Here is a 10,430-nt window from a genome sequence, read left to right as displayed (position 1 = left end):
TTCAGCGACTTGTATTTCAGCCGGTGGGGCTGATCGGCCGCCGTCCCTTTGCGCTTGCGCAGATCCTCCCGGTATTCCGAGTAATTGCCGAAGACATAGCGGATGCCGCCATCCTCCTCGAAGGCCAGGATGTGGGTGGCGACGCGATCCAGAAACCAGCGGTCGTGGCTGACGACCACGGCGCAGCCGGCAAATCCTGCCAGCGCATCCTCCAGGGCCCGCAGGGTGTTGACATCCAGGTCGTTGGTCGGCTCGTCCAAAAGCAGCACGTTGCCGCCCTCGGATAGGGCCTTGGCCAGGTGGACTCGATTTCTCTCGCCGCCCGACAGCATGGCGCCCTTCTTCTGCTGGTCGGTGCCGCCGAATCCGAACGAGGCGCAATAGGCCCGGGTGTTCATGGTCCGCCCGCCGACCGTGATCAGCTCGACGCCGCCCGAGATCTCCTCGAAGACCGTCTTGCCGGGATCGAGGGTTCGTGATTGATCGGCGTAAGCCAGCTTGACCGTTTCCCCGATCCGGATCCGGCCGGCATCGGGCGCCTCCGATCCGGTGATCATCCGCAGCAGGGTCGTCTTGCCGGCCCCGTTGGGCCCGATGATGCCGACGATCGAGCCCGGCGGCAGGCTGACCGTCAGGTCGTCTATGAGCACCCGGTCGCCGTAGGCCTTGGACACGCCTTCGATCTCGATGACCAGGTCGCCGAGCCTGGGGCCGGGCGGGATAGGCAGCTCCTGTTCGTCGCGATATCGCTCGAAGTCCTGGCTTAAAAGCTTTTCATAGGCCGTGACGCGGGCCTTGCCCTTGGCCTGGCGGGCCTTGGGCGACAGGCGGACCCACTCCAGCTCACGGGCCAGGGTCCGTTGGCGGCGCGATTCGGTCCGCTCCTCGATCGCCAGCCGATCGCGCTTCTGCTCCAGCCAGGAGGAGTAATTGCCTTTCCAGGGGATGCCCTCGCCGCGGTCAAGCTCCAGGATCCAGCCGGCGACATTGTCCAGGAAATAGCGGTCGTGGGTCACGGCAATGACCGTCCCCTTGTAGGCCTGTAGATGGTGCTCCAGCCAAGCCACCGATTCGGCGTCCAGGTGGTTGGTCGGCTCGTCGAGCAGGAGGATGTCGGGCTCCATGAGCAGGAGGCGGGTCAGGGCCACCCGGCGCCGCTCGCCGCCGGAGAGGATCTTGACGGGCGTCTCGGGCGGCGGGCAGCGGAGCGCCTCCATGGCGATCTCGAGATGGTTGTCGAGGTTCCAGGCGTCGTGCTTCTCGATCTCTTCCAGCAGGCGGGCCTGCTCGGCCAGCACGGCGTCCATGTCGATATCGGGGTCGCCGAACTTCTCGTTGACCGCGTCGTAGCGGGCCAGAAGGTCGACGATCGGCTGCACCCCCTCGCGCACGATCTCGAGGACGGTCTTGTCGGGATCGAGCTGGGGATCCTGCTCCAGCAGGCCGACCGTGTAGCCCTTGCTCATGGCGATCTCGCCGACGTAGTCCTGGTCCTTCCCGGCGATGATGCGCAAGAGCGTCGATTTGCCCGACCCGTTCAGGCCGAGCACGCCGATCTTGGCGCCGTAATAGAAGCCCAGAGAGATATCCTTGAGGACCTGCCGGTTCGGGGGATGGATGCGCCCGACGCGCGACATGGAGAAGATGACTTGGGTATCGGATGGCATAGGGGGATTGTAACCGAACGCCCGCCCGGCGTATATAATGGCGCCATGAGATTCACTTTCGCCCACAACAACCTCAATATCCTGGACCTGGAACGCAGCCTGGCTTTCTACAATATGGCGCTCGGCCTGGAGGAGGTCCGGCGCATCGCCCCGGCCGACGGGAGCTTCATCCTCGTCTTCCTGGGCGACGGCGTCACGGAGCACAAGCTCGAGCTGACCTGGACGCGGGACCGGAAAGAGCCCTACAACCTGGGCGACAACGAGTTCCATCTCGCTTTCCGGGTCGACGACTTCGACGCGGCCTACAAACGGCACAAAGAGATAGGCGCCGTCTGCTTCGAAAACCAGGCTATGGGGATATATTTCATAGAAGATCCCGACGGGTACTGGCTCGAAATTCTCCCTCCCGGCCGGGGCTGAAGCCGAGAGCCCGCGCATAAAAAAGGCCGCCCGGCTTTTCGCCGGACGGCCTATGGACTTACTCTAGAAAAACCCGGTCAGCGCTTGCGGGCGGGCTTCTTGGCCTTGGGCGTAGCCTTCTTTTTGGCCGGGGCGGCCTTCTTGGCTGCCGGAGGGTACGCCAGGGCCGCCCGGGCCGCCGCCAGCCGGGCGATGGGCACCCGGAAGGGGGAACAGCTGACGTAGTTCAGCCCGATCATGTGGCAGAACTCGACGCTGGAAGGCTCGCCGCCGTGCTCGCCGCAGATGCCCAGCTTGATCCCGGGCCGGGTCTGGCGGCCCTTGGCTACGGCCATCTTCATCAGCTGGCCTACGCCGTCGCGGTCGAGGACTTCAAACGGGTCCTTGGGATAGATCTCCATCTCGACGTACGGGGTCAGGAAGCGGGCCGCGTCGTCGCGGCTCACACCCAGGGTCGTCTGGGTCAGGTCGTTGGTGCCGAAGCTGAAGAACTCGGCCACCGTGGCGATCTCGTCGGCCGTCAGCGCGCCGCGCGGGATCTCGATCATCGTCCCGACCAGATATTTGAACTTGACGCCCTTTTCCTTCATCACGGACTCGGCCGTCGCCCGGACGATCTTCTCCTGATTGGCCAGCTCCTTGACGTTGCCGACCAGCGGGATCATGACCTCGGGCTCGACCTCGATGCCCTTCTTCTTGGTGTCGGCCGCGGCCTCGAAGATGGCCCGGGCCTGCATCTCGGTGATCTCGGGATAGATGATGCCCAGGCGGCAGCCGCGGAAGCCCAGCATCGGGTTGAATTCGTGCAGGGACTCGACCCGGGCCTTGACCTTCTCGGCCGAGATGCCCATCTGGGCGGCCAAGGCCTGCTGGTCCGTGTCCGTGTGGGGCAGGAATTCGTGCAGCGGCGGATCGATCGTCCGGATCGTCACCGGCCGGCCGGCCATGACCTCGAAGATGCCGGCGAAGTCCTTGCGCTGGAGCGGCAGGAGCTTGGCCAGAGCGGCCTTGCGCTGGTCCAGCGTGTCGGCCAGGATCATCTCCCGCATCGGGCCGATCTTGCCCTCGCCGAAGAACATATGCTCCGTCCGACAGAGGCCGATGCCCTCGGCCCCGAAGGCCACGGCATTGGCCGACTGGTCGGGCTGGTCGGCGTTGGTCCGGATCTTCAGGGTCCGGTATTTATCGGCCCACTTCATGACCTTGGCGAACGTCTGGTAGACGGGCGCCTGAGCCGGGGCTAGCGTCTTCTCGATCAGGACCTGGAGGACCTCGGAGGGCTTGGTGTTGACCTTGCCTTCGAGAACCTGGCCGGTCGTACCGTCGATCGAAATCCAGTCGCCTTCCTTAAGCGTCCGCCCCTTGACGGCCAGAGTGTGCTTGGCGTAATCGATGTCGAGCTCGCCGCAGCCGGCGACGCAAACTCGGCCCATCTGCCGGGCCACCAGGGCGGCGTGCGAAGTCATGCCGCCGCGGGCGGTTAAAATGCCCTCGGCCGCACTCATGCCCTTAATGTCTTCGGGCGAGGTCTCGATCCGGGTCAAGATGACTTTCTCGCCCCGCTTGGCCCAGGTGTCGGCATCGACGGCGTTAAAGACCAGGCGACCGGTGGCGGCGCCGGGGCCGGCGTTGAGGCCCTTGGCCATCAGGCGGCCGGCCTTGATCGCAGCAGCCTTCTCGGCCGGGTCGAAGATCGGACGCAGGAGCTGGTTGAGCTGGTCGGGTTCGATGCGGCTCAGGGCTTCCGCCTCGCCGATCAGCTTCTCGTCGACCATGTCGACGGCGATCTTGATGGCGGCGAAGGCGGTCCGCTTGCCGACCCGGCACTGCAGCATGTAAAGCTTGCCCTGCTGGATGGTGAACTCGACGTCCATCATGTCCTTGTAGTGCTTTTCCAGGGCCTTGCGGATCTTCTCCAGCTGGGCCAGGGACTTGGGATCGTCTTTTTGCAGGTCGGCGATCGGAAGCGGCGTGCGCGTGCCGGCCACAACGTCCTCGCCCTGGGCGTCCATCAGGTACTCGCCGTAGAAGATGTTCTCGCCGGTCGCGGCATCGCGGGTAAAGGCGACGCCGGTGCCGGAGTCGCGACCCATGTTGCCGAAGACCATGAGCTGGATGTTGACGGCGGTGCCCCACGACTCGGGGATGTCGTAGAGCTTGCGATAGGCGATGGCCCGGTCGTTCATCCAGGAGCTGAAAACGGCCCCGATGGCGCCCCAGAGCTGCTGGCGCGGGTCCTCGGGGAAGTCGTGGCCGGTCTTCGCTTTGATCGCCATCTTGAAAGCGGCGACCAGGTCTTTCAGGTCATCGGCGGTCAGCTCGGTGTCCAGCTTGATCTTCTTGGCGTTCTTGCGGGCCTCGATGATCTCTTCGAACGGATCGATCTCGTCCTTGTGCTGCGGCTTGAGGCCGAGGACGACGTCGCCGTACATCTGGACGAAGCGGCGGTAGCAGTCGTAGGCGAAGCGCGGGTTGCCGGTCTTGGCGATCAGGGCGGCCACCGTCTTCTCGTTCAGGCCGAGGTTGAGGATAGTGTCCATCATGCCGGGCATGGACGCCCGAGCCCCCGAACGGACCGAGACGAGCAGGGGATTTTTGTCGTCACCGAAGGTCTGGCCGACGGCCTTCTCCAGCCGCTTGAGGTTTTTCTCGACCTCCAGCCGGACTTCGTTCGGGATCCGCTTCCGGCTCTTGTAGAACAGGTCGCAGACTTCGGTCGAAACGGTGAAGCCCGGCGGGACGGGCAGCCCGATCCCGGCCATCTCGGCCAGGTTGGCGCCCTTGCCGCCGAGGAGGTTCTTCATCTTCATGTTTCCTTCGGCCGCTCCGGCGCCGAAGAAATAGACATACTTTCTGAGCATGACGCGATCTCCTTTGGTGATTGAGAGCAAGTAAACGCTGAATGATACTCCGGACGGGGGGTGGATTTCAAGACGAAGCGGCGAAAACGGCCATCCGCGATGGAGTCGGGACGGGTTGCGGACGTTTGGCGCGGAACCTTCCCCGGAAGCCGCCAAACATCTCGAAACGGAGCCGGGATCGAACTTTTTGCGCCCCGGCTTCGTATCATTTAAAGAGCGGGATGGTCCGCTTCCCGAAGCGTCCCGAGCCGCCGCACTGGAAGGAGACATCGCATGCCGAAACATGGCCGAATCGCGCCTTTCCTCCTGATGTCCGCGTCCTTATTGACCCTTCTCGGAGCCCAAGAGGCCTCCTCCCCCGCCGCGTCGATCACGGCCGCGGAGATCAAGCACCACATCTATTTCCTGGCCTCGGACGCCCTGGAAGGGCGCTACATCGCCTCGAAAGGCTACGAAATCGCCGCCCGCTACGGGGAAAGCCAGTTCAAGGCGGCCGGGCTCAAACCCGGGCTCCAAGTCGACGGCAAGCCGGCTTATCTTCAGCCCGTCCCCATCCAAAAACGGACCTCGAAGGACACGCCGATCCTGACCGTTAAGACGCCCAAGGGAGAGATCGTCCTGACGCACGGCAGGGACTTCAAATGGCTCGAGGGCGATATCCTGCCCTGCCAAGGCCGCACGCTCGAACTCGTCTTCGCCGGCTTCGGCATCCGCGAAACGGCCGCCGGCTGGGACGATTTCAAAGGTCTGAACGTCGAAGGCAAGCTCGTCCTGATCTGGCCGGGGGCGCCTCTCAAGAAGGGCAAGCCCGTCCTGCCGGAGGCCCTCCATAAAACATATAGCTCCGTCCTCGGCTGGTCGCAAAAGCTGATGGGCCTGCTGTCGCTTAAAGCGGCCGGCGTCATCATGGTGACCGATCCTTCGATGGCCGCCCTGCTCGACAAGAACCGCACCAAGGCCGAATCGCCCCAAATCGTCTACGATAACCAGGCCGCTCCCGCGTTCATTCCCTGGATCATCACCCTAAAATCCGAGACCGCCCTAGCCATCATGGCCGGGCAGGCCGGAACTCCGAAAAAGCCGGAGGCGGACGCGGCCAAGATCAAGCCGGGCCCGCTAAAAGGGGTCACGGCTACAGTCGCGGCGGCCTTCGACGCCGAGCCTCTACCGGCCTGGAACGTGGTCGGGATCGTGGAAGGGACGGATCCCGAGCTGAAGAACGAGTATGTGGCCGTAACCGCGCACCTCGACCATCTGACGCCCGACTCGACCGGCGCCATCCGCAACGGGGCCGACGACAACGCCAGCGGCTGCGCCGGGGTGATGGAGATCGCCGAGGCCGTGGCGGCCAAGCCGCTCAAGCGCTCGGCCGTCTTCGTCCTCTTTGCCGGCGAGGAGAGCGGCCTGCTCGGCTCGCGGCATTTCCTGGCCTCCTGCCCCATCCCGCGCGACAAGATCGTGGCCGACGTGGACTTGGACATGATCGGAAGGACCGACAAGGCCAACGAGGCGGACCGGGCGGAATACGCCCTGGACACCGACACCGTGACGCCGGAATTCAGGAAAATGCTGATCGCGGTCAACGAGCGCACTGTCCGCTGGCCGCTCAAGCTCGACCGGCTGGGCAGCGCGGGCAGCGACAACATGACCTTCGCGAACTTCGGCATCCCCGGAGTCTTTTTTTTCTCGGGCTCCCATGCGGACTACCACCGGGCCACGGACGACGCCGAGAAGATCGATTACGCCAAGGCCGAGGCGATCGCCCGCCTGGCCTACGAGCTGACGGCCGAGCTGGGAAACGTTCCCCTGCCCTGGAAAAAATAGGACTTATTTTTCGACGGCCTGATAGGCTTCCAGCCCGGCCTTAAGGATGATCACGGACTGGCGAATGTCTTTTTCTTTAAGAACATAGGCGATCCGGACCTCATCCAGGCCCTTGCCCGGGGTGGCGTAGAAGCCGGCTTCGGGGGCGACCATGACCGTGGCGTTGCCGAGCCGGAAGTCATTGAGCATAAAGAGGACGAACTTCTCGGCGTCCTTGATCGGCAGGCGGACGCTCATGTAGAACGCGCCCTGCGGCTTGCGGACCGTGAGGCCGGGGATAGCGGCCAGGCCTTCGTACAACACGTCGCGGCGCCGCTCGTACTCCTGTCGCACCGCCTCGAAATAGCCCATTCCCATCTTGTAGGCGGCGATCGCCGCCTTCTGCTCGATCGAGGGCGGGCAGAGCCGGGCCTGGGCGAATTTGAGCATAGCTCCATAGACGTCGGCATTTTTCGTGATGGCGGCGCCGATGCGGGCGCCGCAGCAGGAAAAGCGCTTGGAGATCGAGTCGACCACGATGACGCGATCACGCGCTTCGGGAAACTCCATCAGGCTCATGTGCTGGAGGCCGTCGTAAATAAATTCCTTATAGACTTCGTCGCCGATGAGAAAGAGGTTGTGCCGGACGGCGATGTCGACGACCCGCCGCAGCTCCTCGGGAGAATAGACCGAGCCGGTCGGGTTATTGGGCGAACAGAGAACGATGGCTCTCGTCCGAGGCGTGATCTTGGCCTCGAAGTCCGCGGCCGGCGGCAGGCGGTAGCCGTCCTCGATTTTGAGGGTCAAAGGGACGACTTTCAGGTTGGCCAACGAGGCGTAGCCGTTGTAGTTGGTGTAGAACGGCTCGGGGATGATGATCTCGTCGCCGGGGTCGGCCACGGTGGCGAAGGCCAGGAGGATGGCCTCCGAGCCGCCGTTGGTGATGATGACGTCGTCGGCGCCGAGGCTGATGCCGTAGCCGCCGAAGTAGACGGCGATCGCCTCCCGCAGCTCTAAAAAGCCCTGGGCCGGGCCGTAGCTCAGGATGGGATCGTTGAAGCTGCGCACAGCGTCCAGGATGGGCTTGGGCGTGGGGATATCGGGGTCGCCGATGTTCAGGAAAAAGACCTTGACGCCGGCCTTGATGGCCGCGTCGGCGTAGGGCTTGAACTTGCGGATGGGAGAGGCCTGAACGGTCTGTCCCCGTCTGGAGATCTGCATGGATGACTCCTTACGGAAAACCGATATTTATGAGAACGCCATTATGTCCCAAATTCGGCGGGGCTGTCAAAAGCCGGGATACAGATTGACAAGGCCGCCGCGAATGCCTAATGTTCGGAGCACGGAGGCCGTCATGACCCATTTCCGCCGAGTCTGGATTCCCGCCCTGATCGCCGGTTTCGGTGCGGCGGCCGCCCTCCCGGCCCGGGCCCAGGATAGTGCCTTTCTGCCCGCGCCGGCTTTTCGGCTCCTGGTCGACGAGATCTCCGGCGACCGGGCCTTCAACGTCGTCCGCCGCCTGACGCCGTATCATCGCATCATGGGCTCGCAAGCCTTTCTGGACGCAGCCGGATTCCTGGCCGGACTGGCCCGCGAATCCGGGCTGACAAACGTCGCGGTCGTGACCCAGAAGTTCGAGGGCGGAATGAGCTGGAACCCACGCTCGGCCGTCCTCCGGATGATCGAGCCGGAGACGGAGAAGCTGGCCGACTTCGCCGACGTCGCAGTATCGCTGGCCGTCTTCAGCCGGACCGCCCATGCCGCCGCGGAGCTCGTCGACATCGGCGGCCGGACGAGCGCCGCCGAGCTCGCGGATCTCGATGTGGCGGGCAAAATCGTCCTGACGACGGCCTCCCCCGCCGCGGCCATGCGGACGGCGGTCTGGGGAAAGGGCGCCCTGGGTGTCGTCTCCTGCGCCTCGATCCACGCCGACACCGCGTTCGACAATCCGGATCAAGTCGCCTACATCAAGGTTCCGATGGCCGCCCCGCCCGGAAAAGCGGCCCCTTGGGCCTTCATGATCTCGCCCCGGCAGTACGGCCGCCTGCAAGGCGTCTTGCGGAATGCCAAGACGGCCGGCCGCCCCGTCAAGGTCCGGGCCGATATCGAAGCCGATGTCCGCGAGCCTGCCGAACAGGGCTATCTCTGGGCCGAGATCGAGGGCGCCTCCATCCACGACCAGGATATCGTTCTGACCGCCCATCTGGACGAGGAGAGCACCTCGGCCAACGACAACGGCAGCGGCTGCGCCTCCCAGCTTGAAATCGGCCGGGCCATCAACGCCCTGATCGCGGCCGGCAAGATGCCGCGGCCGAAGCGCGACATCGTCTTCTGGTGGCCCAACGAACACACCTCGGAATACCAGTATCTGCGGGAACACCCCGAGGCGCCGCGGGGCTGGCTGGCCGCGATCAACCAGGACATGGTCGGGGCCCGGCAAAGCCAGGGCTCGCGCGTCCAACATATCATCCGGACGCCCTTCTCCCTGCCCAGCTATCTCAACGATGTCATCGAATCGATCGTCGATTCACTCGTTCTCGGCAACAGCGGCTCCATGGGCGCCGAGGAGGCGGGAATCCCCCAGCCCTTCTCCAAGCCCGTGCTGGCCTTCTTGGGCTCGCGCGAGCGCTACGACGCGCTGGTCGTCCCGCATAGCGGCGGCTCGGACCACGAGGTCTTCTGCGAGGGCGTCGTGCGCGTCCCGGGCGTCGCTCTGATCAACAACCCCGATGCCTACATCCACTCCAGCGACGACGATCTGGGGAACATCGACCGGACCCAGCTCAAGCGCAATGCGCTTGTCGTGGCGGCGGTGGCCCTCTTCGTGGCCAACGCCGGGGACGAGGAGGTGCCGCTGCTCGTCCAGGAGGTCCATGCCCGGGGCGTCGCCCGACTGGGCCGCGACCTGATCACCGCCCTGGCCTACTTGCGCAAGGCCGAGGCCAAGGATCGGCCGCGCGCTTATCACGAGGCCCTCAACCTGCTGGACCAGGCCGTCGCCCGCGAGAAGGGCGCTTTGAGCTCGATCCAGGTCTTCGCGGCGCCGGGCGGAAAAAACGCCGCCCTGCCGGCCGGGCGGATGCGGTCGATCGACCGTCTGGCCGCGACTCTGCGGGAGGACCTGGCGGCGGCCTATGCGGCCCTGACCGGAGAAACGAAAATCCCCGTCGTCGCGCCATCCGCCTTGGAGAGGGAAATGGCCGGCAAAGTCCCGATCAACGTCGCTTCTCTCGACGAATATTTCTCCAAGCGGGGCTGGGGCGTCTCGTTCCCCGGCCTCCATCCGATCATAGCCAAAGAGTGCTACGCCTTCGTCGATGGGAGGCGCTCGTATCTCGACATCTTCCGGGCCGTTCAAGCCGAGGCGATGACCGCCGGCGAATTCTATTACGGAAGGGTGGAAGCCGATCGGGTCCAGGCCCTGCTGGACCAGGCCGTCCAGCGCGGCGTCCTGAAGCTACGTTGACCCCGCCTCCCGCTTCTGTTACTTTTAGCCCCGCCATGCGCCACGATCCCCAAGCCCCGATCCTGGCCAGGCGCGATTGGGGCGAGTTCCACCTCCTCCGCTTCGCCGCGCCGGACATGGCCGCCGCAGCCAAGCCCGGCCAATTCGTCATGCTCCGGACGAACCCCGGCACCGATCCGCTACTCCGCCGCCCTCTGGGCATCCACGACGCCG

The 10,430-nt window shown here is 64.6% G+C and carries 6 protein-coding genes; 3 read left to right on the top strand and 3 right to left on the bottom strand.

Annotated features, from left to right (window positions below; genetic code table 11):
* A partial coding sequence (gene ettA / locus NTZ26_05465; protein MCX6559946.1) for an energy-dependent translational throttle protein EttA occupies positions 1-1,667 on the bottom strand: 1,667 nt, incomplete at its 3' end.
* Between the two features lie 45 nt (positions 1,668-1,712).
* On the opposite strand from ettA, the gene NTZ26_05460 reads away from it, so the two are divergent.
* Positions 1,713-2,087 (top strand): VOC family protein, encoded by a 375-nt coding sequence (locus NTZ26_05460; GenBank protein ID MCX6559945.1) that lies wholly within the window; start codon positions 1,713-1,715, stop codon positions 2,085-2,087.
* A gap of 77 nt (positions 2,088-2,164) precedes the next feature.
* Here the strand turns inward: NTZ26_05460 and ppdK are convergent, their stop codons facing one another.
* A complete protein-coding gene (gene ppdK / locus NTZ26_05455; GenBank protein MCX6559944.1) occupies positions 2,165-4,948 on the bottom strand; it encodes a pyruvate, phosphate dikinase in 2,784 nt (927 codons plus the stop codon).
* 273 nt (positions 4,949-5,221) lie between these two features.
* On the opposite strand from ppdK, the gene NTZ26_05450 reads away from it, so the two are divergent.
* Positions 5,222-6,772: a M20/M25/M40 family metallo-hydrolase gene (locus tag NTZ26_05450; protein MCX6559943.1), complete on the top strand. Its 1,551-nt coding sequence runs from the start codon at positions 5,222-5,224 to the stop codon at positions 6,770-6,772.
* Positions 6,773-6,775: 3 nt separating this feature from the next.
* On the opposite strand, the gene NTZ26_05445 is transcribed toward NTZ26_05450, so the two are convergent.
* Positions 6,776-7,972, bottom strand: a complete 1,197-nt coding sequence (locus NTZ26_05445) for a pyridoxal phosphate-dependent aminotransferase (GenBank protein ID MCX6559942.1) — start codon at positions 7,970-7,972, stop codon at positions 6,776-6,778.
* Positions 7,973-8,105: 133 nt separating this feature from the next.
* Between NTZ26_05445 and NTZ26_05440 the strand changes: the two genes are divergently transcribed.
* Positions 8,106-10,217: a M28 family peptidase gene (locus NTZ26_05440; GenBank protein MCX6559941.1), complete on the top strand. Its 2,112-nt coding sequence runs from the start codon at positions 8,106-8,108 to the stop codon at positions 10,215-10,217.
* The last annotated feature ends 213 nt before the right edge of the window (positions 10,218-10,430 follow it).

The sequence above is a fragment of the Candidatus Aminicenantes bacterium genome, assembly GCA_026393855.1.
In the GTDB taxonomy this organism is placed as follows: domain Bacteria; phylum Acidobacteriota; class Aminicenantia; order Aminicenantales; family UBA4085; genus UBA4085.
The sequence above is the reverse complement of the archived record's forward strand: the minus strand, read 5'-3'. Positions and strand labels throughout refer to the sequence as shown.

Bases quoted from the DNA above. Each gene is read 5' to 3' on its own strand.
- ppdK (MCX6559944.1), bottom strand. From the start codon at position 4,948: ATGCTCAGAAAGTATGTCTATTTCTTCGGCGCCGGAGCGGCCGAAGGA.
- NTZ26_05460 (MCX6559945.1), top strand. From the start codon at position 1,713: ATGAGATTCACTTTCGCCCACAACAACCTCAATATCCTGGACCTGGAA.
- NTZ26_05445 (MCX6559942.1), bottom strand. From the start codon at position 7,972: ATGCAGATCTCCAGACGGGGACAGACCGTTCAGGCCTCTCCCATCCGC.
- NTZ26_05450 (MCX6559943.1), top strand. From the start codon at position 5,222: ATGCCGAAACATGGCCGAATCGCGCCTTTCCTCCTGATGTCCGCGTCC.
- NTZ26_05440 (MCX6559941.1), top strand. From the start codon at position 8,106: ATGACCCATTTCCGCCGAGTCTGGATTCCCGCCCTGATCGCCGGTTTC.